The organism is Mucilaginibacter gossypii, from assembly GCF_900100945.1.
Classification (GTDB): Bacteria; Bacteroidota; Bacteroidia; order Sphingobacteriales; family Sphingobacteriaceae; genus Mucilaginibacter; species Mucilaginibacter gossypii.
The window spans coordinates 322,396-344,981 of the sequence record NZ_FNCG01000003.1 but is presented as its reverse complement, the minus strand read 5'-3'; the positions used below and the strand labels follow the sequence as shown (position 1 = coordinate 344,981).

Genomic DNA, 22,586 nt, shown 5'->3' with positions numbered 1-22,586 from the left:
ATTGATCAAGCAAAGAAAGGTACTCCGGGCATCGCATACTTCTTCAACCCTTCCTCGTTGATCTCAACGCCCACTCCGGGCTTATCAGATAGCACCAGGAAACCTTTCTCAATAAAGGGTTTATCATATTGCACTATTTCCTTCCATTTGGGCTCAGTATCACTCAATGTCTGCCACTCCAGAATGTGAAAATTGGGTACCGAGGCACAAACATGCGCGGTTGCCATGGCCCCCAGGAAAGATCCTACCATGTGCGGTGAAAAAGGTACATAATATAAGTTGGCAAGGTTAGCTATCCGCTGCCCCTCGCCCAGCCCTCCGCATTTTTGAAGATCGGGCATTACAATATCAATTCCGGCTTCCGAAAGCAGCCTGGTATAACCGTAAGCCAGGTAAAAATTTTCCCCGGCACAAATTGGCGTGCTTGTTTCCTGGGTTATTGTTTTATACACATCAATATTATCTGCAGGTACTGGTTCTTCCAGCCACATTAAATTAAGAGGTTCCATCATTTTTGCAACCCTGCGGCCGGTTGTAGCATCGTAACGGCCATGCATATCTACACATATATCAATATTCGGCCCTACCTCTTTCCGCACGACGGCAATGGCATTATACATCCTGTCGAGTTCGGCGTTACTGGCAGTCCAGTTATAACGGTCAAACTTATTCGGGTCACGGGCATCGTCAATATCAAATTTCACGGCAGTATAACCGCGGTTAACCGCTCCGCGGGCAGCCTTTGCATAATCATCAGGCACCGGGTTTGTGGCTGTGTATAATTCCGTATCACAATAAACACGACATTTATCGCGGTATTTGCCGCCTAACAACTGGTAAACCGGTAAGCCCAAAGCTTTGCCTGTAAGGTCCCAAAGGGCTGCCTCAACCGCGATAAGCACCGCCACAAACATGCCGGATTGTGCACCGGAAAAAAAGTTGGCTTTCCTGATCTCCTCGGCTATCCGGTTTGGGTTTAAGGGGCTCCTGCCTTTCAGCATCCATTCCAACCGTTTAACCAGGTAATAAGTTCCCGCTATGGCATCAACACCTTCGCCCGAGCCCCAGATACCCTGGTTGGTGTATATTTTTACAAAAAGCCCCCCGCCCGCGTAGGCGCACTTAACTTCTGTAATTTTAAGGTCGGATGGAGACGATGCCTGCGGGGTACGCTCTTTGGCGTCTATCAGCCCTTGCCCAAATGTTTTATTTAATGGTGCTGCCAGTACGGAGGCACCGGCTAATACAGTTTTTGAAAGAAAACTGCGCCTGTTTTGATAGTTTGACATATTTTATATTTAGGATAGATTTATTTACCAGGTCCGGCTTTTAAGGATATTTTGGATCTGCTCTTTCGGTACCGGCAGTTCGTTCATATGCTCGTTAAGCCACGCTGAAAAATCTTTTTCGATATCTGCGCTCCAGCGCGCGTCTATTTGCCCGGCTGTGTATTTACCTTCTTTTAACCGCAGGTGGCCAAACATATCCCTTAACCTAACCACTTCAGAAGTGGTTACCACTTTCTCGGCCAGGTGCGGCGGGATAAATATCACTATGCCATTCTCGCCCAAAACCACATCTCCGGGCATCACAGTGGCCTGGATCCTGGTGGGTTGATTGATGCCAACAATCATGGTATTCAGGTCTCCGGGCGGGTTATGATACGATGGGTCGTAACTTTCTACAAAGGAGGTAAAGCCGCCAATCTCTTTTAACCCGCGTAAATCCCTCACCGCACCATTATAAACTATGCCGTTGCCGGTTTTTGCGTAGATGGCATTGCCCACATTGTCGCCAATAGTAGGTCCGTTTTTGTGGGCGCCAAACTGATCGGCAACATATACATCTCCTTTTACCAGCAAGTCTACAGGCCAGGTGTTTTGCCCTTTTTTGCCCTGAGCTTTGCCCCTGTCATCAATCGCCTTCCATACATCGGGGCGGGCGGGCATGAAAACAGCAGTTACTGCGCGGCCAACCAAAACGCTATCCGGGTTTATTACCAGCCAGTTTTCTGTGAGTTGGTAGCCGTAGCCTGCGTTTTTTAAAACGGCCCAGGCTTCTTCAATACTAACGTGCTTCATCCGGGCCAAAATATTGTCGGATACCTTCGGACGCCCGTCGGCAAAGCGCTCACCTTTCCATTCCGGAGTAAGGAAAAATAACTCGTCCCTGGAAATTTGCTGCGCGAAGGCGTTATGAAAAAACAAACAGCATTGCAGCATTACAATACCCGCAATACGGCAAAGAAGAAAACATTTTCTCATCGTAATAAATTTAAAACGCACACTATTAAGGGGAATAGCGTCTTTGGCTTTGGTTGTAACTGGTTATAATACTTACAAAGTATCATAATATTTAACCCCGAAAATACCATTAAAAAACAGCGTTGGTTTTTATACAAATTTTAGTTTTGTAATGTGTAAACTTGCTTTCAATGGGTGCACACTATTGGATGCCCGATAACCGTTGCAGTACAGAGGTGGCAGCAACGTATACCAATTATTATACTGAATGAATCAATTGATACTTCAGCAGGGCATATCTCAAGAACTTATGCATTTTCCGCATATTCTGGAGTTTACCCACAAAAAGAACAATACTATCCAACTCAACTCCTTTAACAGTAACGTTACAGACTGTATTTGCATGTATTATATTTTAGAGGGAAAATTCAGTTGGATGATTGATTTACAACAACATACCTTATATCCTGGCGATTTTGCCGTTGTATTGCCCGGGCAACGCATTGGCGGCGAAAACGGAATATTAAATATCGGCGCTCTGTTTGGGTTAAAGATCTCCGCCGAAGATTGCGGGAAGATTTTGCTGGGCAAATGGAGCGGTCTTACTAAAAAGGAAAAACTATCCATCAACCAGATTTTGCTTGTAAATAAGCAACAGCTTGTTTTGAAACTGAAAGAAGCGCAGGTTTTAATGCATAATTTACAACTTGAATTGCAAAATGAGGAAGTAGGCTTTTACACACGTGTAAACCAGCTGCTTGACGAGCTTTTTGTGTTGGTGAGCAGGCAGTTGATCAGGCAAAACAGTTCCAGGAGAGATTTCCCTCAAACATTCCTGAAGCTGGAGCAAACATTACGGCAAAACCTTGCCCATCAATGGACGGTAGAAGAAATGGCTGCGCTAATAGGTATGGGAACTACAGCTTTTACCGAAAAAGTAAAAAACTATTCCGGTTTTTCACCACTGAATTACCTAATCAACATCAGGATAACCGAAGCTACCAAACTGCTTAAAAAAAACGAGGTAAATGTTACCGACATAGCGCTGAGCACAGGATTTTATTCGTCTCAGCATTTTTCTACAACCTTTAAAAAACTTACCGGGTACACCCCAAGCGAGTTCAGAAAAAAATAAAACACCAGATCATCAGTTATACGTCATGAATTGTATTATCATCATAGAAATGGGCACAGACGCAGTAAAGGTCTTCGCCTTTGATCTTTCCGGTAACTTAATCAGTTCGTCGAAGGGGCATTATCCTACCTTTCATGAGCAGCCCGACCATAGCGAACAGGACCCTGAGCAAATGTTTATTACCATGCTCTATATTTTAAAAAACCTGCTCATTGAGAAGATCTACCCAAAAAAATATACTGTAACCTGTATTTGCTTTGGCTCGTCAATGCATAGTTTGCTGGCAGTAGATAAGGAAGGAATACCATTGGGCAATGCTATCACCTGGGCAGATAACCGGGGCAAAAAAGAAGCTGCCGACCTTAAACAAAGCAGCCTGGGCGAGGAGATTTACCGAGCTACCGGAACCCCTATCCATCCCATGTCATCGTTGATAAAAATTGCCTGGATGAAAAATCACGACCCTGAAAAATTCAGGCTGGCGAAGAAATTTATGCCTATAAAAACCTATATCATTCAGCAACTGACCGGCGCATGCGTGATAGACTATAGCATAGCCTCGGCAACCGGGCTAATGAACATCCACAATTTAACCTGGGATGAAGCCGCACTGGAATTTGCAGGGATCACACCAGAGGAGCTTCCGGATCTGCATCCGGTTTTTTACTCGGGCGTAACATTAAAAAAAGAATACCAAAGGGTTTTGAAACTGTCACCAACGGTTAAAATCCTGATCGGATCAAGCGATGGATGCCTGGCCACCCTGGGTGCCGGCGTCTGGGAAAACAGTATGGCAACGATTACCATTGAAGATAGCGGCGCGTTCCGGATCATTGGCGATAAAATAATAGAGGACCCCAAACAACAGATTTTCAATTACCTGCTTACCGAAAAACATATCATCACCGGCGGCCCTACAAGTAATGGCGGTGTGATATTCAATTGGTTTGCTAAACAATTCGGTGATTTTACCGAAGCTTTTGATATCGATCAATCAATGGAAATGTTGATAGAGGAAGCCGCCGGTGTTGAAGTGGGGTCTGGTGGGTTGATCTTCCTTCCTTTCCTGCATGGAGAACGGGCACCTATCTGGAACCCCAATTCCAGGGGGTGCTATTTTGGCGTTAATATCAGGCACGAGCGTAAACATTTTATACGGGCTACCATAGAGGGCATTTTATATGAGATGTACAGTATTGGTCGTACCCTGGAACCACATCGGCATATTGAAACTCTATCTATCAACGGCAGCTTTGCATCTATACCGTTTTGCGCTCAAATCATCGCAGATCTGTTCAACAAGCCTGTCAGCACAATTAGCCATGCAGACAGCATCGGCATGGGTGCTTTCCTGCTAAGCGCTACGGAAATGGGCATTTATCCCTCTTTAGAACAAGCCTCCAAAACTGTAACCATGCATCAGACCTATCTGCCAAACGCCGAAAATCATCAGGTCTACGCACAATATTTTAAAGTATTCGAAAGCCTGATAACAAAAGTCGCTGATGAATTTGACGCTATTTCTGATTTGCAACAACGGTATAGTCAATAAATTAACAAGATGGCCGGGGCCGGGCTGGGATTGACACAGTTTATTTTACAGCCCCGGTTTTAGCCCAACTTTAGGATATTTGAAACAGTTAGTTACCTTTTGTTTTTAACTCCAAAGTGGTTACCAGTGAATCGAGTTTTACTGTGGCTAAGTCAAGACTGATACCTGTTGAATCCTGATGAAATTTAACTTTTTTACCATGCAGTACCCTGCAATGTGTAATAGTTTGTTTAACAGGCGGTAATTTTATGATAGTATCTCCCGCCGGCATTTTCAGCACGTGGATATATATTTTATCCCCCTGCTTGTGGCCCCGTAAAAATCATCAACAGGTTGAAAAGGTCCCGGACGCGTTTGATATATGCTCTCGCCATTTTTTGCTAACCACTGCCCCACCTCTCTCAGGCGATCCACGTGAGCAGGAGGAATAACACCGTCCGGATCCGGCCCAACATTTAATAACATATTTCCACCGCGGTCAACGGTATTAACAAGCATGTTTATAATCTTTTTCAGCGGCATCAATCGCTGAGCCTTATTGTATCCCCAACTGGTTTCATTAAGGTTCAAGCATTTTTCCCATGGGAAGGGAATAATAGGCCCTTTAACATCCGCGCCACCTTCGTCGGTCTGGAAATCTCCCACCATCCCTGATCTTGGATTAATGACCACATCCGGGTTGTAGCTACGTACCATAGCATTAAGTTTTAATGGTTCCCAAAACCAGGCAGCGTCGGCATCTGTACCTTTATGCGCCAGCCAACCGCCATCGTACCACAAAATATCTATTTTGCCGTAATTCTTCATTAGCTCCTCTACCTGCCCATATGTTTGTTTTTTGAGCAAGGCAGCGTTGTCAGGAAGCCCCTTAGGGTCGAAATAACCAGGAAAACGCCAATCCAAAGGAGAATAATAAATGCCTACATAAAGGCCTGCTTTACGGCACGCATCAGTATACTCTTTTACAAAATCACGGTGAGCGGCAGTTTCCCAACTATCAAAATGCCGGTAACTTGAGGGGCTGTTCCAAAGGGCAAAGCCATCATGATGGCGGCTAACCATTACCATATATTTCATACCTGCCTCCTTGGCTACCTTAGCCCATTCTGTGGCGCTAAAATGTTTTGGGTTAAACTGATCGGCTAACCTGGCATATTCCTCTGCCGGTATCTTTTGATTGAACATGGTCCATTCACCCGTGGCTGGAATTGCATATAAGCCCCAATGTATGAACATCCCAAATTTCTGATCCTCCCACCATTGCATCTTTTCGGGCGGAAGATTAGAACCCGGGCCCGATACACCCTGCCCTGCACCCTTTAATGCGGGGTACACCTTACCTTTTTCCATTGATTTTCTTTCTGCGTCGCTCATTTGCTGGCTCTTTACCATAAAAGAATGGCTCAATAGTGTTAGCAGCAAACAAGCTGCCTTGATCGTGGTTTTTCGGTTAAACATAATTAGGGTTTTCAAACAGTAACAATTCAGGCAAATAGCGATGGTTTAAACCTTTTGTATTATAATAAACCCAACGTTTTTCAGTACGGTTTAATAATAAGGTATACGCCATGCTAAATTAATTAAAGCCGGCGACGCAGAATTACCTAAACCAGACTTAATTTTATACAAAAACGACTTTCTACCAGTGCCCCCTGCCTCTGCAAAACTCATCACCTCTTATATGTGAGCATTTTCGCCCGGCTACAAATCCAAAAACATTACCCTTCAGCGTAAGAAAATTTATATTGATATATGAGCCTTAGATTACATTACATTTATTAATTTGCCTGGCTACGATCTGTTCAATATGATTGCTATTATAAATATCATTTTCTGTCTTTCTTTCCTGGTTTTCGCCTACCTTAACCTGAACGATGTCGATCCATGGCTTTGGGTACCAATCTACCTTAGTGCGGCGGTATGTTGCGGGCTGGTAGTTTTTCACTTGGTTTATCCGAGGTTGTATCTATGCCTGATCGCGATTTACCTTGTTCACGCAAGCACCATTTATTTTTCTAAAGATGGTGTACGCGACTGGATAACGAAATATAACAGGCCAAGTTTGGTAGAAACGATGCAGGCAGACAAGCCTTATATAGAAAAAACGAGAGAGTTCTTTGGCCTGCTGATCATTGCCGGCGCATTGCTCATCAATTATATCGCGGCCTGAGCAACATGGCTCGGTCAACCCTGATGATTTGAAGATATGTTCACTTATGATATAGAAAAATTTAAGCCTCTGCTTACAGATCTCATTGCAAGACATGTAAGCCCGGATGCCAAAGACTGGCTGCTGACCCAGGCGAATCACGCTGCATCTGCCGCAGCATTTAACGCTGCCTTCGCCGCTTTGCCGCGTAAGACGGGAAAAGCGCCGGTCAATGCCGGTCCTGAAAATGAAGCCGATTTATCGGCTATCCGTAAAGATTTTTCGATCGCAGGATGGTCGGTTGACAGGCTTGCCAGGGTATGGCTGTTGTTAACGCTTGATACCACCGATAAGGAGCGTTATCAACGCCATATCGAAAACCTATTTTTGGCTGCTGAAATGAACGAATTGGTGGCTTTATATTCGGCTTTGCCTCTGCTTGCTTACTCCCCGATATGGGTACAACGCTGTGCGGAAGGTAACCGCAGTAATCTGGGCGTTGTGCTCGAAGCGATCATGTACCGCAACCCTTACCCTGCGGAAAACCTGCCCGAGCCGGCCTGGAACCAAATGGTGCTAAAGGCACTTTTCACCGAAAAAAAGCTGGAACTGATCACGGGATTGGACCAGCGTACCAATGCCAGCCTTGCACATACATTGATCGATTACGCGCGAGAGCGCTGGTCAGCCGGCCGGAGTACAGATCCTATGCTATGGCGATTAGTAAGTCACTTTATGGATGAAGCGATACTGAAGGACATCAGGGAAGGATTACCGGGTTTAAGCGAACTTGAAAGGGAAGCGGTGGCATTAGCTATTGCCGAAAGTGGCTTTGAGCCAGCAAAAGAATTGTTGAAAGTTGATCCTTTAAAGATGGCGGCGGGCAGAAAAACGAGTTGGAACGAATTTATTAACGATACAAAAAATTAATTTTGGGATATGTGTTGCAGCAATTTTGAAAACAGAGAGCAAATACCTGGCGAAAAACCAGAGTCATTTGACATAACCGCCGTAAAAGGTATGCGTTTTTTTGACCCGCATGTACATATGACATCCCGTACTACTGATGACTACCAGGCTATGGCTGATGCGGGCGTGGTTGGGCTGATAGAACCAGCTTTCTGGCTGGGACAGCCCCGGACGGGCATTGACAGCTTTCGCGATTATTACAGCAGTCTGGTTGGCTGGGAAAGATTTCGCTCATCGCAGTTTGGCATTAAACATTATTGCACCATAGGGCTTAACTCCCGCGAGGCAAACAATGAAAGCCTTGCAGAACAGGTGATGGAAATACTTCCGCTGTTTGCTTATAAAGAGGGTGTTGTGGGTATCGGTGAAATAGGTTTCGACGATCAAACTGCGGCTGAAGAAAAATATTACCGCTTGCAACTGGAGCTGGCCAGGGAAGCCGGCCTGCCGGTACAAGTCCACACGCCGCACCGAGACAAGAAAAACGGCACACGCCGTAGTATGGACATCGCGATAGAACATGGCATCGATCCTTATAAGGTCATCATTGATCATAACAACGAAGAGACCGTTAAAGAGGTCCTTGACCGGGGTTTTTGGGCCGCATTCACGATTTATCCCTTCACCAAAATGGGTAATGAGCGCATGGTTGAAATCGCCAGGCAATATGGTCCGGAGCGGATCATGGTCAATTCGGCTGCTGATTGGGGCATCAGTGATCCCCTGGCTGTGCCAAAAACCGCTGCACTGATGAAAATACGCGGCATCAGTGACAAAGATATCCAATTGATCACCTACGGTAACGCGGTTACCGCTTTTGCCCAAAGCGGACAGCTCGATGAAACTGATTTCGCGGCGGTGAGGAACGTTGATCAAAGCGTAAAATTTGAAGGTAACAGTATATTGCGCGGCGGCCAGCAACCGAGAATCGATAAATCATCCATCATTATTAGCTAATCGTGATTTTGAGGAAACTGCACATTTATCTTCAGCTCATGCGGCCCGCAAATATTGTTACTTCGATCGCAGATATTCTGGCGGGGATCGCTATTGCCAGTGCCCCAGGTAGTTTAGTGGAAAGAATCTGGCCGGCCGCCCTCCTGCTTTGCCTTTCCACAGCTTGTCTCTACGGCGGCGGTATTGTTTTTAATGATATTTTCGATGTGGAGACTGATAAGATTGAACGGCCTGAAAGGGCCATACCCTCAGGCAGGGTTAGTTTACCGGAAGCTTCAATGCTCGGGACGTTGTTGTTAAGTGCAGGTATCCTATTGGCGTTTCTCGTTTCGGCGGCATCGGGTATGCTCGCGGCAGCTATCGCGCTCTGTGCACTGCTCTACGACAAGTTTGGCAAACATCATCCCTTTTTCGGGCCGCTTAATATGGGGATGTGCCGGGGATTAAACCTGCTGCTGGGAGTCAGCATAATACCGGATGCGCTCAACCATTGGTCAATGTTAGCATTAGTGCCTGTGGTTTACATATTCTCGATTACCCTGACCAGTCGTGGCGAAGTTCATGGGGGCAAAAAGAGCAACTTGTATATAGCGGCATTTTTGTATGCTGTGGTCATTGCCTTTATCAGTTACTTTTCGTACGTTAATAACCGGCTGCTATGGTCACTGCTGTTCATCTTACCCTTTACCTGGATGATATTCAAACCGCTGTTCACAGCCATAAGAGAACCAATCGGCAAAAATATTGGTAATGCCGTGAAGGCCGGGGTGATCTCCCTGATATTGATGGACGCTTCGTGGTCTGCCACATTCAGCTCACTTACATTCGCCCTGATGATCGCCTGTCTCTTACCGCTCTCGATGTGGCTGTCGAAAACCTTTGCAGTCACCTAATTAATTTCAATAACAATAAATCTTCCCCGATGGAACATTTGCAACAGAACTTCAGCGTAAAATATAGTTATAACGTCTTTTTTACTTCGGCTTTATTCGCAAAGGATAATTCCCTTCTGAACGGTTTTCTGACAAACGCTGCTACTTCAGGCGCGTTAAGGAAGATCCTTTTTGTGGTCGATCAGGGGGTTGCCGATGCCCATGGGCATTTATGCTCTGATATCAGTTCTTATTTTCAGGCGCATACTGCTGTTCATCTGGTGCCCGAGATCTTGCTGATACCCGGCGGCGAGTACGTAAAAAATGATGAACGCTATTTTGATATGATTCTCGATGCGGTAAATAATTACGGTATAGACCGGCATTCATACATCGCAGCAATTGGTGGCGGGGCCGTATTGGATATGGCAGGTTACGCCGCTGCTGTAGCCCACCGGGGAGTAAAACTTATCCGCATACCAACAACTGTGCTGTCTCAGAACGATTCAGGGATCGGGGTGAAGAACAGCATCAATTATTTCGGGAAAAAGAATTTCCTGGGCACATTCGCCCCCCCTGCCGCTGTTTTTAATGATGACCAGTTTTTGACCACGCTGACCGACCGTGATTGGCGATCCGGAATATCCGAAGCTATCAAAGTTGCCTTGATCAAAGACCCTGTTTTTTTCAACTGGATAGAACAGAACGCACCCGCCCTCGTGAGCCGCGACGCGGCAGCAATGAATTACCTGATTTGGCGCTGCGCGCAGCTGCACATGCAGCACATTGCCGGCGCCGACCCCTTTGAAAGCGGCTCATCACGCCCTTTGGATTTCGGGCATTGGAGCGCGCACAAACTGGAATATCTTAGCGGTTTCGATATCCGACATGGTGAAGCAGTAGCCATGGGGATAGCCCTGGACACGGTTTATTCCTGCCTTTGCGGCCGTTTAACCGCTGCGGACAGTGAGCGCGTGGTAAGCCTGATCCAAAACTTAGGCTTTGAAATCAGCCACGGGCTCTTAAGGATCAGCGGAGATGACAGCCCGTTATTGCAGGGCCTGGAGGAGTTTCGTGAACATTTGGGCGGGGAGCTCACCATTACGTTACTCAATGCTATAGGCGAAGGTGCCGAGGTGAATGAAATTGATACCGAGCTTTTGAAACAAGCGAGTATTGAACTATACAACCGGCAATTCGAACTTCAGCAAACGCAAATTTAAACAATACAAACATCTGCCCTCATGAAAATAAATGCAGCGCACCTGACCTATTGTACCAATATCCATCCCGCGGAGAACTGGCCGGAAACTTTCGGGGCCCTGAAAAACCATTTCCCGGCAATCAGGGCTGCCCTTGCGGGGAAGGAACAAATGGGTATTGGCCTGCGCCTTTCTAATATGGCCAGCCTGGGTTTGCTGGCAGAGGAAGATAACTTAGCGGAGTTTAAACAATGGCTGTCTGATCATGATGCTTATGTTTTCACGATGAACGGTTTCCCCTATGGCGGTTTCCATAACACCGTAGTTAAGGACGAAGTGCATGCGCCGGATTGGACAACAGTTGAGCGCTTGGATTATACCTTACGCCTGTTTCATATATTGGGCGAATTACTTCCTGAAGGTTTGCAGGGAGGGATTTCAACCTCTCCCTTAAGCTATAAACCATGGCATGCGGCCGGTGAGGCCAGGAACAACGCAAGGGCAATCGCCACGGAGAATATTTTAACAGTGATGGCTGCACTTTTTAAAATACACCGCTCGGCCGGGGTCCTGATGCACCTGGATATCGAACCCGAGCCGGATGGGTTCCTGGAATCAGGCCGGGAGTTTATAGATTGGTTTGAAAACGACTTGTTGCCGCGTGGTATTTTAGTGCTGGGAGAACAGTTTGGCCTGTCTCCGGCTGATGCAGAAGAAGCTGTCAAACAACACATTAACCTATGCTATGACGTTTGCCATTTTGCTATCGGCTATGAGGAACATGAGTGCGTCATTGATGAACTGGCCGCGAAAGGTATCCAGGTAGGCAAGATACAAATCAGTGCTGCCTTGAAGGCCCATCTTCCGGTGGATTTGGCAATGAGGGACGAGGTGACCGACGCGCTTGCCAGATTCAACGAGCCAACCTATCTGCACCAGGTGATCGCGAAAACCGCAAATGGAGAATTGATCCGTTATCCGGATTTACCGGAAGCCCTGGCAGATGGTCGGAACCCGGCAGTCAATGAATGGCGCGCGCATTTCCATGTGCCTGTCTTTGTAGAGGATATGGGTGTTGTTCAGTCAACACAAAACGATATTGTCAGGGTGCTCAACAAATTCAGGAACGCTGCTTTTACACAACACCTGGAAGTGGAAACATATACCTGGAGTGTATTACCTGATGAGCTGAAGGCCCCCCTAACACAATCGATCATCCGGGAATTAGATTGGGTTAAAGCGCAGATATCATAAGAAAGAAGACAATTATGAATAAAACGGTAGTTATCGATGTAGTGGGTTTATCCACGTCTCTGATCGGCGAGCATACGCCATTTCTTAAATCTTACATCAAAGACAGACATTTGACGCATATAACGCCTGTATTACCTGCTGTTACCACCGCCATGCAGTCCGCCTACGTCACCGGCAAATTTCCTGTTGACAATGGCATTGTAGGTAATGGGTGGTATGACCGCGCGGATTGTGAAGTAAAATTCTGGAAGCAGTCAAACAAACTCGTTGAAGGACAGAAAATATGGGAAAAGGCCAAGAGCGAAGATCCATCTTTCACGAGCTCGATAATGTTTTGGTGGTACAATATGTACTCCTCGGCGGATTACTCCGTGACGCCCAGGCCAAATTACCTTGCCGACGGACGAAAAATACCGGATTGTTACTCGGAGCCTGCCGACCTGCGTGACCACCTTCAGGCGAAGTTGGGGCAGTTTCCGCTTTTTCAGTTTTGGGGGCCCGGCGCCAATATCAAATCAAGCCGTTGGATAGCTGACGCTGCAATGGAAATAGATACGATGCATGACCCGACGCTAACACTGATATACCTGCCTCATCTGGACTATTGCCTGCAAAAATTCGGTCCGGATTTACCAATTATTGCCAAAGACCTGAATGATATTGATAAAATTATCGAAGATCTGGTTTCGTTTTACAGGAAAAAAGATGCCGAGATCATTATCCTTTCCGAATATGGTATCTCCCCGGTGGACCGCCCGGTTCATTTAAACCGGGTATTGAGGCAAAACGGCTTGTTAGGCATCAGGATTGAGCGTGGACTGGAGATACTTGACCCTGGCGCTTCAAAAGCCTTTTCGGTAGCTGATCACCAATTGGCACATGTCTACATCAACGATGCGAGCGTAACGGCAAAGGTCAAAGCGCTGCTTGAAGCCGTACCTGGTGTTGAAAGGGTGCTTACCCGGGAAGAGCAGGCCACGTATCACATCGATCATCCCCGGGCCGGAGACCTCGTCCTTATTGCTGATGAGAGAAGTTGGTTCACTTATTATTTTTGGCTGGATGATGCGCTTGCCCCGGATTACGCGCGCGTAGTTGACATCCACAAAAAACCGGGTTATGATCCTGTTGAGATGTTTATGAGTTCAAAGCTCCGCGCCGGCTACAAATTGCTTCGCAAAAAGGCGGGTTTCAGGTATGTAATGGATGTCATTCCACTGGATGCCGCCCTGATTAAAGGCTCTCATGGCCGGGTGGATGTACCGTCAGAATATCAGCCGGTGATCATTACCGATAACCCATTGGAAAAACAGGACCTGATAGCGACCGACATTCATGATATCATCTGGAGGCACCTGAAAAATTGATTAGCTAAGCTGGCCTTGTATACTGATTGCCGGTTGTTCAAATGATCATCCTGCCATAGTATATGATCCTTCTTATTAACTATTCAATATTACAAAAGCAGTTATTCAAAATTCCACCATGCAGACTGTTTGAGGGGATTGCCTAAAGTGTAAGGCTCCCCAATACGCGGAACGTTTAGTTCGACACCCAACTCCTTTGCTGCAGACACAAGCCTCTTTATCGGTTCGTTCCAGGGCTGGTTAGCTTCAATAAACTTAGCCCAGTGAATAGGCTGTAACAAACGGGCATGCAGGTCAGCAGCAGCCTGTGCGGGTTGCCCTAACCACAGGTGCGTCCATGGCCAATTGGGGCTATACTGCCCGCATTCCAAAAACGCCAGATCAAATGGCCCAAATTGCTGGCCTATTTGTTTAAAATGCGGACCGTACCCGCTATCGCCACTGTAAAACAGCCTATAATTGCCAATCTGAAAAACGTAAGAGGCCCATAATGTTTTATTCTCATTCTTATAAGTACGATTGCTGCGATGTTGGGCTGGGGTGGCGGTAATCCGAATACCACCGGACAACGTAATCGATTGGTTCCAATTAAGTTCGATGATCTTTTTGGGGTCAAACCCCCAGTATACCAGATCAGCGCCTACTCCCATCGGCACAACAGCCATTTTAATACGGTTCTTTAATTTTTTCAAAGTCCGATAATCCAGATGATCGTAGTGATCATGAGAAATGATCAGCGCATCTATTTGAGGCATATCATCGGCGTGATAATGCTTTGTACCCGGGAATGCGGTAATCAATCCGGGCACCGGTCCGGCATGATTGCTAAAAACCGGATCAATGAGCATATTAAACTGCCCGCTTTTTATTAGTAAAGATGAATGTCCAAACCAAACGATCGTAGGTGCAGGAGCAGCTAATGAATTCAGATCGGTTTTAATCCAAGGAAGTGCGTGAGAAGGCCTGATGGTTTCAGGACGTTTGCTGAGAAAAAGAAATTTACGTTTGACCGTCGAATCGGAAAGTTCAGCCAAATTTATAAAAGCTCCATTTTTATAATTTGGTAAAGAATCCAACCGGGTAAGTTCTTCGCCATCCGGATTTTTACCCAGAGATTTAACTACGCCGCAACCACCGACCGTCAATAATAACAGTGCAGCCAACACAATTCCCAAACACGCTCTTTTCATGCACTAAATGATGAATGTAACGGTAAAAAGCAACATTTATTTTATGAATGCGTTATCTGTCTTCCCGGCCACGGCCACAAAGGTGTATGGGTTGGATTCAGCGCAATTTGGTCAGAGAATCACATCCACAACTCATTTAGATCTATATTTGAAATATAATCCCCCTGGAAAATGATAACAAGGGCTCCCTGGCTGCCATATTCCCACAATTTGAGATGGCCGTTCCGAATTTTATTTCAAAAACACAGCAAAAAGAAGGATGTTAAGATCGGTAAGGTCCTGACGCGAGCCGGTCAATATATGCGAGCTACGTTGTTGGGCATCGACTGCATGGTGAAGTTTATAACGGGAGCACGGCAGACTCAGAAACGACTCCAATAAAACTTTACTCCACCTCAATCCAAACTAACCGGATCCCCAGGAACTTCTAATCTTCCCGATTTTTAATTACAAGGTTATCTACGCTGAGATTACCGACATGGAGGTTTCTGATTACAGCTTTTTTAACCATGATTCGGCTAATCACCAATGCGCCTATAGCAATCGCACCTATAGCCATAGATCCCAATGCTAACACAGCAATTGCTGATGCCCCGGTTGCAGAAGCTCCGGTTACCCCGACACAGTTTGTTTTGCCCGTTTCTTTTTCAAAAAGTTTCATATGATTTTCAATAAAGTCTATCAACTACGTAACACCACTTGCCTATAATCATTTGTAATTTCCAATTCACCGGACGGTTATTATTTAGTTGCGGAATAGCCAGACTATGCCATCCGCTACCGGATCATGTGAAAATATTTCTCCCTGTTTTCAAATAGCACCCAGATGAGCACCGCCCAAAGCACAAGCACCACCGGTATTCCCGAAGATAAAGAAATAACAGTTAACAATATGCCAACCATAACGGGAAAAATGATCACCGCGCCTAAAGCCCTGAAACGGGGAATAATCACCAGGATCCCCCCGATAATTTCGGCAATGCCGATGAGGGGCATCAGCCATTTAATCTGCATAATTGCACCAAACATGGCCATGGCATTTGGCGGCATGTCTTTAGGTACAGGCATGTAATTTAAAAACTTGTTCAGGCCAGCATTGATAAACATCAGCCCGAATAACAGGCATGCAATAAATAAGATTTTCTTTTTCATTATAGAATTATGTTGATAATGCTTGCAATCCAAAGACTTTTCATCGCCATGGCGGCATCACCCGCGCCGCGAAAAATTCCGTTGATCAGAAACAACAGGATAATAATAAGGATGCTGCCCAGCATGATCCGGGTAAAAATAGCTCCGTCCCTCACCACTTCTTCGCTTGCTCCCATTAGCTTTAAGATCTCAGGTGCATATAAAACACTAGCCATGCTTACTATTATAGTTGTAATCAGGCAAATTACCAGCGCCTGGGCTCCTGCATGTGCCGCGGCTTCCGGTTTCTTTTCACCAATCCTTCGCGCTACGATTGCCGTGGCCGCGGTGCTTAAGCCAATAGCGATGGAATAGACAATGGTGATCACCGACTCCGTTAAACCTACCGTGGCTATAGCGTTTTGCCCAAGTTTACCTACAAAGAACATATCTACCACCGCAAAAACGCTTTCCAGGCTTAATTCCAGAATCATTGGGATAGCCAGTAAAAAGATGGCTTTCGGGATACTCCCTTGCGTATAATCCTGTTGCTCGCCATTAAGGGAAAGCTTAATGGCGTTCCAGAGCTTTGAGCTTGTGATTTGTATTGTACTCATTGTTATTTGCTTGTTTAAAAATCCTGTACGGTTGCCGGTTTACTTTGTTGTTTTTCGTAACTCGATCCGTATTGATTATAAACTTAATCAACGATACAAAGATGGGATACACGCCGGTGTTTTGCAGTGTGCAAAAGCGACAATCCCGGGGGTAATTCGCGACAAGATTACTTCGGTTACACGACAGCCTCGCTTATAATTTCCACGTAACCTGCGGTTCCATGCACGCGTATGCGTTGACCGTCTTTAATCAGTTTGGTTGCATTTTCCACGCCAACAACCGCCGGCAAACCGTACTCACGGGCTATTACCGCGCCATGTGTCATTAGTCCGCCAACTTCTGTAACAAGTCCTTTGATGGCTAAGAATAAAGGCGTCCAGCTTGGGTCGGTAAAGGTTGTAACCAGGATATCGCCATCTTCCAGATCAGCACCTTCTACGTTCAGCACCATGCGTGCGCGCCCTTCAACTATGCCGGAAGAAACAGCGAGACCGGCCAGAGCCCCTACCGGGATATTCTCACGGCTGTAATGACCGGTTATCACCTCACCTTCAGAAGTAATAACTCGTGGCGGTGTCAGCTTTTCATAAAATTGATAATCCGTTTTGCGCTGGTCAATAAGCTGGTAATCTACTTTTCCGGTACGCACCACCTCATGCAACTCTTCAAAATAAAGATAATAGCTATCTTTTTCATCACGAAGCACACCGGCTTTTACGAGGCGTTCGGCTTCCTGAAGCAAAGTCTGCTTGTAGATAAAGTACCTGCTCACGATATCGTATTTCGGATATTCGCGGTAGCCGATAAAATTCCGCAACAGGTCAATCATCTGCTTCGTTTCCCGGGTTTTTTCTTCACCATCGTTCAATTGTTTCAGGCGCAACATTAAGTCTTGTTCTTTTTCTAAGGCTGCCTGCTTCCCCTGCTCAAATCTTCGGGTACTCTCTCCCAGTTCAAGGTTTTTGATATTGCTCAAGATCATCGGAACCAGCGCAGCTGGATTTTCCCTCCATCGTGTACGGGTAATATCGATCTCGCCGGCGCAACGCATGCCATATTTGTTAAAATAAGCAATGAAAGCGTCGTGTACTTGCGATCCGCCCTCCAACTGGCATAACCCATTCAATAAATTATTCTGTTTTGCCCCTTGCAGATAGGCGATGACCTCCGGATAGGGACGAATCGCATCCGCCAGGTCCAAAAGTTCAAGGCCCATTTCTGAGGTAATGTTGTTTGGAACAGAAAGCGACAGAACATCTGCTGCGTTGATTTCACCAAGCCACTCTTTCATCTTGTCATTGATCCAGGCCGATGCATGGATGGCCGCCATGATCACGTTCAGATTTTTCTTTTCTAAAGACAGCTGCCTCCGTTGCTGCATATCGTCCAGGATGTAATCAAATACATCGGGTCCTGTTTTTGCCCGGATGTTATCTTTCAATGCTGATACCGACCTTTCGCTGCTGCTGATGAGATCGGCCACAATCCCGGCATCGGCTCCCGCTTCCGCAAGTATATCCGCCGCCGACATCCCGTGATGACCTTTAACCTGTCCGGGAATATTGGCTCCAGGGTCCTCTTTTACAAAGTTTCGATCGATTACAGTCATCAGGGCATCTTTTATGAGTGGATCTGAATGCCCCAATACATTTAAAAGATTCTCCCTGCCTGCCGGCGAAGCCAGCCCCTTCGAGATATCAACAAATAACCTTCCGCCAGCCATTTTGAATATCGCGCGGTTTCCGGTTAACATCCAAACGGATATGCCGAGTGGTTTAAATGCGTCAGTCATCATTTGTTGATGTCCTACAGATACATAAACCCGGTTCTCCAAGTCGTCTGCCGCTGGCACAGGATATAATGTGGTGATTGGCCGGCTTTGTACAACATAGAATTTATCGTCACTTAAACACCATTCAATATCCTGGGGATGGCCGAAATGTGCCTCGATCATCCTGCCGGTTTGTTCGAGTTGTAAAATTTGCTCGTCAGTTAGCGCTTGCTTATTTTGTTGCTCCGGCCCTATCTCTTTTTGCTCAGTACCGCCATTTTTAATGATCTCAATAGCAATCCTTTTCTCTGAAATCTTCTTTTCAATAATTCTTGAAGCACGGACCTGGTAATTATCGGCGTTAACCAAACCAGAAACCAGTGCTTCCCCCAAGCCGAAGCTCGCATCTATCGAGCTCACTTTCCTGTTACCAGTAACAGGATGGGCCGTAAATAGCACGCCGGCTACCTTTGCAACTACCATTTGCTGTATAATAACAGCCAGGTAAACCTTGCGGTGGTCAAAGCCATTCTGAAGCCGGTAGATGATGGCACGTTCTGTAAAAAGAGATGCCCAACATTTGCTGATATGTTTTAAAATAGCGGTTTCGCCGATAACGTTCAGGTAGGTATCCTGTTGTCCGGCGAACGACGCGGTGGCTAAGTCCTCCGCTGTCGCACTTGAACGAACGGCGTAAGCATAATCACCACCATATTGGTCCATACGCGCAACGATCTGGCTTTTCAGTTCCAGAGAAAGAGCTATCGATTCTATCAGTGTTCTGATCTTTTTGCTTATTTCATGGATCTCGTTCCTTTGGTTTTCGGTTAGCAATGCTAACTGCTCCTGCAGTGAGTTAAACTCCTGATCGTTCCCAACAGTTTCTTTAAAAGCTTCTGTAGTTATACAAAAACCGTCAGGCACATTAAGCGCCTTAATCGTGTATAATTCTGCCAGATTTGCCCCCTTGCCCCCGCCGATTAACCTATTAAACGTTTTATCGGCCTTTTTTAAATCAACAATGTATAAACTTCTGTTTTTCATTATACTTTACTTGTCTTTAAACTGATTGACCGTTTCACTCATAATTGCAATCGATCCTTCCAAAAATTTTTCGATGATTTTTAAATCTTCTTCAGCGAAAGAACCGATCAATTGCTCCGAATGGCTGCGATAATCCTTGTAAAGCGGGGCCAGAAGCTGCATTATCTTTTCAGTATCCGGCACAACCAGTACTTTTCGCCTGTCCGTTTTCGCAAACTCTCTCTTGGCCAGGTCTTTTTTCTCAAACCTGTCAATCAAACCTGTAACAGCGCCGCTGGTAAGCCCGGTTACTTCCATAAGCTCGCCGGCTGTCATGGCCCCTTTCACCAGGAAAAAGCCCAGGTATTTCTGATCGGTACCTGATAGCCCGGCTTTTCGCGCAATATTCTCATGCATTTGAATGGATGTATAAGCATACAACTGGCTTAGTTTCCTTATCCGGGTAATAGCTTCGCTTTTCACAATATCTTTGTAACTTTAATTATCTTAGTTACAAAGATAATTTCATTTTGTTACTTGAAAGAAGTAATTTAGAAATCGGTGAATATAATTACGTTGTTTCGCGTCCCGACTTTGACGAATATGTCAATGGTATACTGATCATTGAAAGCAAAACCCTCGGTGCTTATTTTATTTCGCCGCTTTATGCCAACGGCTGCCCTATAGTGGTGTTTCAAACGGCATTAGGAAAGCGTTATCCTAATTGCCTTTTTCGTGCGCCCACATATCATCCAAAGCTTATTTGGTGTAAGTACCTGTGAATTAACTGATCGCTATCTCGATTTAAGCGAGATCTCACATTTTCATCGCCATATTATTGATACTAAGTTTTTTTAATTGAACCAGGGTCACTTTCCCTTTTCCTTCCGTAATGTGGTAAAACTGATTTACTTTCAAATTACGAAATCGTTGAACGCTATGGCTGCCAGCCCATGTTATTTCAAGCTCTTCGATAAGCCCGGCATGCCCTACACCTATTTCCGCCTGTATGGGTGATGAACCAAAACTGCCACCCGAATTTAAGTCGCGGTAAACACTTTTTTTAACACCATTGTCAACAAATGTTATTTTTAACCGACTGCCAATGGCAGCTTTATTACTTTTTATCCCTTCTGCCTTTATATTTATCCAGTTGTTATCATTTTGACCAGGGTTTACATACAAGGCGCTGGTATAGGCATCGCCGGCGTAAGCCCCGCCCATTTCAATGAATATATCCTGTAAGCCACGGTTCCTGAAATCTGCAAACGCTACACCGTGACCTTTTTGCAGGTTTCCCGTTCCGGAGACGCCTGTAACGTCCTCAAACCGCTGTCCGTCTACGTTCCTGAACATTTTATTGGGTATAATAGAGCCAAAATCGGGGTTGCCTGTGCCAAAATACAAGTCGGGAAAGCCGTCATTATCAATATCACCAAAGTTTGCGCCCATGCTGAACACTACTTTATCAAGGCCCGTTTGTTTGGTAACATCGGTGAAAGTGCCGTTATGGTTATTTTTATACAGGTAAATGTTTCCCGCATTGGGTATGGGTTTTCCGAGCGCTTCGGCAGCCGAATAATATCCCAGCGGAGCCTCGAATTTGTAATCTGCAATCAGGATATCCTGCCAGCCATCATTGTTGTAATCAAAAAACCAGGTAGTAAAAGTACTGTTGCTGTTTGCCAGGATCCCCGATTGCTTTGTAACGTCTTCAAAGTCGGGGGTATTTTCGCTGTTACCTTTATTTTTTAACAGATATTTGCGCCCGTCCATTGTCGAAATAAAAACATCCGGCCATCCGTCATGGTTAAAATCTGCCGATGTAACCCCTTTTACATACGACATTACATCGCAATGCGCTTTATGGCCAACTTCAGCAAAGCTACCGTTCCGGTTATTTATATAAAGCATGCTCCGGTGGATATTGACGCTGTCGCCGTTGTTAAAACCCTCCGCACCTATAAAAACATCGAGCCATCCATCATTGTTAAAATCAGCCCAGACTGCCGCCTGTGTAGGGTGATAAAAAAGTGGCCCGGCGGGTATCGTCACATCCGTGAATGTGCCATCGCCATTGTTGCGCAGCAGTGAGGCAGGCTGGTTACCAAAACCGTTCTTTTTCCAGGCACCCCGCAGTACAAAAATGTCCATCTTCCCATCGTTGTTGTAATCAGTTTGCTGAATATTCAGCCCACCGGTAAACTTCCGCAACCCGCTTGTTTCAGACTTGTCAATAAATGTTCCGTCCTGGTTATTTTGAAAATAATGCATGTGATCATCAAGTTCCGTTCCCGAGGTTACTATATCAAGGTAACCGTCGTTATTGAAATCATCCGCTATAACGCCACCCGCCCTGCTTTTCAATTTAATACCAACATCGGTAGCCATATCGGTAAACGGCTTTATTTTTGTCGCGGATGTTTTATTGAGATCTGGAATTAAAAACGGCTTAGGCACACTATCGGGGTAATGCCCCAGTGTCATGTAAGCGATATTGAGCATCCAGCGGGATTCCAGGTCAGCCGGATGCTTCTTCAAAATGCTTTCATAAACTGCAATAGCATGTCGCGAACCGGTTTGATTTACATGAATCGCGTTATCCCTTATTGGGTAGGTACATGACATCCGGTTGTGGTTCAACATACAATTAGTTCGCTCGCCTAACCTCATGTAGGCCAGTGCCATATCCGGTTCAAATAAATCACGTTTTGAGCTATCGGTCCCCCTCACCATCTTTTCGTAGATGGCAACAGCCTGTGTTTCGTCACCGGTTTCCAATAAAAGCTTAGCCTTGGTATTTAAAAGATAAAAATCATTTTCCCTGCCCGGCAGTTTAAGTAAGCTATCGCACTGCGCCACTTTCGCTTCGGGACAAAACGGATTGCGGCTGTTGTAATCCTTTTGGTTCAGACCGGAAATGATCCGGATCATTTTACTCTCCGATGAATCGCGGCATGAGATAACAAATGACATGGCCGGTATCAAAAGCAAAAATTTTGCATAAATATTTAACGACGTTTTTCCACGGGCCAAATTCAAAGCAAAATTGATAATTACATTCTTCGGCATTCCTTCTGTAAAATTAGCTACGCATTATTTTCTCTTAAGATCCCGATCAATATTGAAGGTGTTACATTTTGAATACCACAA

Annotated in this window: 20 protein-coding genes; 9 read left to right on the top strand and 11 right to left on the bottom strand. The window is 45.6% G+C overall.

Annotated elements, in window-relative coordinates:
* Positions 1-5 precede the first annotated feature (5 nt).
* Together BLS28_RS07550 and BLS28_RS07545 are read right to left on the bottom strand one after the other, a co-directional pair.
* Complete coding sequence (locus BLS28_RS07550) at positions 6-1,289, bottom strand: mandelate racemase/muconate lactonizing enzyme family protein (protein ID WP_091164117.1); 1,284 nt, start codon at positions 1,287-1,289, stop codon at positions 6-8.
* Between the two features lie 24 nt (positions 1,290-1,313).
* Positions 1,314-2,264: an RraA family protein gene (locus BLS28_RS07545; protein WP_256337369.1), complete on the bottom strand. Its 951-nt coding sequence runs from the start codon at positions 2,262-2,264 to the stop codon at positions 1,314-1,316.
* 247 nt (positions 2,265-2,511) lie between these two features.
* Here BLS28_RS07545 and BLS28_RS07540 point away from each other — a divergent pair, with 247 nt between their 5' ends.
* Complete coding sequence (locus BLS28_RS07540; protein WP_091164113.1) at positions 2,512-3,378, top strand: AraC family transcriptional regulator; 867 nt, start codon at positions 2,512-2,514, stop codon at positions 3,376-3,378.
* A 25-nt stretch (positions 3,379-3,403) separates the two neighbouring features.
* A complete protein-coding gene (locus tag BLS28_RS07535; RefSeq protein ID WP_091164110.1) occupies positions 3,404-4,930 on the top strand; it encodes a gluconokinase in 1,527 nt (508 codons plus the stop codon).
* An 88-nt stretch (positions 4,931-5,018) separates the two neighbouring features.
* Here the strand turns inward: BLS28_RS07535 and BLS28_RS07530 are convergent, their stop codons facing one another.
* Together BLS28_RS07530 and BLS28_RS07525 are read right to left on the bottom strand one after the other, a co-directional pair.
* Positions 5,019-5,210 (bottom strand): hypothetical protein, encoded by a 192-nt coding sequence (locus tag BLS28_RS07530; protein ID WP_091164107.1) that lies wholly within the window; start codon positions 5,208-5,210, stop codon positions 5,019-5,021.
* Positions 5,204-6,304 carry an alpha-L-fucosidase gene (locus BLS28_RS07525; protein ID WP_176844398.1) on the bottom strand — a complete coding sequence of 367 codons (1,101 nt, stop codon included), beginning with the start codon at positions 6,302-6,304 and terminating at the stop codon, positions 5,204-5,206. Before BLS28_RS07525 ends, BLS28_RS07530 begins: the two co-directional genes overlap by 7 nt.
* Before the next feature lie 433 nt (positions 6,305-6,737).
* On the opposite strand from BLS28_RS07525, the gene BLS28_RS07520 reads away from it, so the two are divergent.
* The 7 genes from BLS28_RS07520 to BLS28_RS07490 are packed head-to-tail and all read left to right on the top strand — an operon-like array spanning position 6,738 to position 13,700.
* Entirely contained in the window at positions 6,738-7,100 is a 363-nt protein-coding gene (locus BLS28_RS07520) for a transmembrane 220 family protein (RefSeq protein ID WP_091164103.1), read from the top strand.
* Between the two features lie 36 nt (positions 7,101-7,136).
* A complete protein-coding gene (locus BLS28_RS07515; protein WP_176844397.1) occupies positions 7,137-8,009 on the top strand; it encodes an EboA domain-containing protein in 873 nt (290 codons plus the stop codon).
* Positions 8,010-8,018: 9 nt separating this feature from the next.
* Positions 8,019-9,005 carry a TatD family hydrolase gene (locus tag BLS28_RS07510; protein ID WP_091164100.1) on the top strand — a complete coding sequence of 329 codons (987 nt, stop codon included), beginning with the start codon at positions 8,019-8,021 and terminating at the stop codon, positions 9,003-9,005.
* Positions 9,006-9,043: 38 nt separating this feature from the next.
* A complete protein-coding gene (gene eboC / locus BLS28_RS07505) occupies positions 9,044-9,898 on the top strand; it encodes a UbiA-like protein EboC (RefSeq protein ID WP_091164096.1) in 855 nt (284 codons plus the stop codon).
* Positions 9,802-11,100 carry a 3-dehydroquinate synthase gene (locus BLS28_RS07500; RefSeq protein WP_369596621.1) on the top strand — a complete coding sequence of 433 codons (1,299 nt, stop codon included), beginning with the start codon at positions 9,802-9,804 and terminating at the stop codon, positions 11,098-11,100. The genes eboC and BLS28_RS07500 overlap by 97 nt, the downstream gene beginning before the upstream one ends.
* A gap of 21 nt (positions 11,101-11,121) precedes the next feature.
* The gene (eboE, locus tag BLS28_RS07495) at positions 11,122-12,333 is read left to right on the top strand and encodes a metabolite traffic protein EboE (RefSeq protein ID WP_091164091.1); all 1,212 of its coding nucleotides are present in this window, start codon (positions 11,122-11,124) and stop codon (positions 12,331-12,333) included.
* Between the two features lie 14 nt (positions 12,334-12,347).
* On the top strand, positions 12,348-13,700 hold the full coding sequence (locus BLS28_RS07490) for an alkaline phosphatase family protein (protein WP_091164089.1): 1,353 nt from the start codon (positions 12,348-12,350) through the stop codon (positions 13,698-13,700).
* Positions 13,701-13,801: 101 nt separating this feature from the next.
* Here BLS28_RS07490 and BLS28_RS07485 read toward each other — a convergent pair whose 3' ends face one another.
* The 7 genes from BLS28_RS07485 to BLS28_RS07445 form a co-directional block, all read right to left on the bottom strand.
* Entirely contained in the window at positions 13,802-14,890 is a 1,089-nt protein-coding gene (locus BLS28_RS07485; protein WP_091164087.1) for an MBL fold metallo-hydrolase, read from the bottom strand.
* A 427-nt stretch (positions 14,891-15,317) separates the two neighbouring features.
* Complete coding sequence (locus BLS28_RS07475; protein ID WP_090526116.1) at positions 15,318-15,551, bottom strand: hypothetical protein; 234 nt, start codon at positions 15,549-15,551, stop codon at positions 15,318-15,320.
* Between the two features lie 116 nt (positions 15,552-15,667).
* Positions 15,668-16,042 (bottom strand): DoxX family membrane protein, encoded by a 375-nt coding sequence (locus BLS28_RS07470; RefSeq protein ID WP_091164081.1) that lies wholly within the window; start codon positions 16,040-16,042, stop codon positions 15,668-15,670.
* Positions 16,042-16,638 carry an MATE family efflux transporter gene (locus BLS28_RS07465; RefSeq protein ID WP_218134376.1) on the bottom strand — a complete coding sequence of 199 codons (597 nt, stop codon included), beginning with the start codon at positions 16,636-16,638 and terminating at the stop codon, positions 16,042-16,044. The genes BLS28_RS07470 and BLS28_RS07465 overlap by 1 nt, the downstream gene beginning before the upstream one ends.
* A 176-nt stretch (positions 16,639-16,814) precedes the next feature.
* Positions 16,815-19,454: a phosphoenolpyruvate synthase gene (gene ppsA / locus BLS28_RS07460; RefSeq protein WP_091164077.1), complete on the bottom strand. Its 2,640-nt coding sequence runs from the start codon at positions 19,452-19,454 to the stop codon at positions 16,815-16,817.
* A gap of 6 nt (positions 19,455-19,460) precedes the next feature.
* A complete protein-coding gene (locus tag BLS28_RS07455; protein WP_091164075.1) occupies positions 19,461-19,916 on the bottom strand; it encodes a MarR family winged helix-turn-helix transcriptional regulator in 456 nt (151 codons plus the stop codon).
* Positions 19,917-20,249: 333 nt separating this feature from the next.
* Complete coding sequence (locus BLS28_RS07445) at positions 20,250-22,505, bottom strand: CRTAC1 family protein (RefSeq protein WP_091164070.1); 2,256 nt, start codon at positions 22,503-22,505, stop codon at positions 20,250-20,252.
* Positions 22,506-22,586: the final 81 nt, after the last annotated feature.

Coding starts and splice junctions, on each gene's coding strand:
- BLS28_RS07475 (WP_090526116.1), bottom strand. CDS start 15,551: ATGAAACTTTTTGAAAAAGAAACGGGCAAAACAAACTGTGTCGGGGTA.
- BLS28_RS07485 (WP_091164087.1), bottom strand. CDS start 14,890: ATGAAAAGAGCGTGTTTGGGAATTGTGTTGGCTGCACTGTTATTATTG.
- BLS28_RS07520 (WP_091164103.1), top strand. CDS start 6,738: ATGATTGCTATTATAAATATCATTTTCTGTCTTTCTTTCCTGGTTTTC.
- BLS28_RS07545 (WP_256337369.1), bottom strand. CDS start 2,264: ATGAGAAAATGTTTTCTTCTTTGCCGTATTGCGGGTATTGTAATGCTG.
- BLS28_RS07490 (WP_091164089.1), top strand. CDS start 12,348: ATGAATAAAACGGTAGTTATCGATGTAGTGGGTTTATCCACGTCTCTG.
- ppsA (WP_091164077.1), bottom strand. CDS start 19,454: ATGAAAAACAGAAGTTTATACATTGTTGATTTAAAAAAGGCCGATAAA.
- BLS28_RS07470 (WP_091164081.1), bottom strand. CDS start 16,042: ATGAAAAAGAAAATCTTATTTATTGCATGCCTGTTATTCGGGCTGATG.
- BLS28_RS07465 (WP_218134376.1), bottom strand. CDS start 16,638: ATGAGTACAATACAAATCACAAGCTCAAAGCTCTGGAACGCCATTAAG.
- BLS28_RS07535 (WP_091164110.1), top strand. CDS start 3,404: ATGAATTGTATTATCATCATAGAAATGGGCACAGACGCAGTAAAGGTC.
- BLS28_RS07510 (WP_091164100.1), top strand. CDS start 8,019: ATGTGTTGCAGCAATTTTGAAAACAGAGAGCAAATACCTGGCGAAAAA.
- BLS28_RS07515 (WP_176844397.1), top strand. CDS start 7,137: ATGTTCACTTATGATATAGAAAAATTTAAGCCTCTGCTTACAGATCTC.
- eboC (WP_091164096.1), top strand. CDS start 9,044: ATGCGGCCCGCAAATATTGTTACTTCGATCGCAGATATTCTGGCGGGG.
- eboE (WP_091164091.1), top strand. CDS start 11,122: ATGAAAATAAATGCAGCGCACCTGACCTATTGTACCAATATCCATCCC.
- BLS28_RS07550 (WP_091164117.1), bottom strand. CDS start 1,289: ATGTCAAACTATCAAAACAGGCGCAGTTTTCTTTCAAAAACTGTATTA.
- BLS28_RS07445 (WP_091164070.1), bottom strand. CDS start 22,505: ATGCCGAAGAATGTAATTATCAATTTTGCTTTGAATTTGGCCCGTGGA.
- BLS28_RS07540 (WP_091164113.1), top strand. CDS start 2,512: ATGAATCAATTGATACTTCAGCAGGGCATATCTCAAGAACTTATGCAT.
- BLS28_RS07525 (WP_176844398.1), bottom strand. CDS start 6,304: ATGAGCGACGCAGAAAGAAAATCAATGGAAAAAGGTAAGGTGTACCCC.